This is a genomic window from Photobacterium sp. S4TG1, assembly GCF_036040035.1.
GTDB lineage: Bacteria > Pseudomonadota > Gammaproteobacteria > Enterobacterales > Vibrionaceae > Photobacterium.
On sequence record NZ_JAYXUH010000054.1, the window covers coordinates 1 to 390 of the forward strand.

The following is a 390-nucleotide window of genomic DNA, read 5'->3' on the forward strand; positions in this document are numbered from 1 at the left end:
ATGGTGGTGGGAGAAGGATTCGAACCTTCGAAGGCAGTGCCGGCAGATTTACAATCTGCTCCCTTTGGCCACTCGGGAATCCCACCGAAATTTAATGGTGCCGACTACCGGAGTCGAACTGGTGACCTACTGATTACAAGTCAGTTGCTCTACCTACTGAGCTAAGTCGGCACAAAATTTCGTTACATAGCATGTTAATATTAATCAACACTATGTCTTTATGTTGGCGGAGCGGACGGGACTCGAACCCGCGACCCCCGGCGTGACAGGCCGGTATTCTAACCAACTGAACTACCGCTCCAATTCTTTATGAAATTCAATTTAAATCAAACTTCTAGAATATGGCGGAGAGATAGGGATTTGAACCCTAGATACGCTATAAACGTATGC

The 390-nt window shown here is 46.7% G+C and carries 3 tRNA genes; all 3 read right to left on the reverse strand.

The annotated features are described in order from the left end of the window. Nucleotide 1 precedes the first annotated feature (1 nt). Nucleotides 2-86, reverse strand: a tRNA-Tyr gene (locus tag VXS03_RS20110). A gap of 9 nt (nt 87-95) precedes the next feature. After that, nucleotides 96-171: transfer RNA gene (locus VXS03_RS20115), tRNA-Thr, on the reverse strand. Between the two features lie 53 nt (nt 172-224). After that, nucleotides 225-301: transfer RNA gene (locus VXS03_RS20120), tRNA-Asp, on the reverse strand. Nucleotides 302-390: the final 89 nt, after the last annotated feature.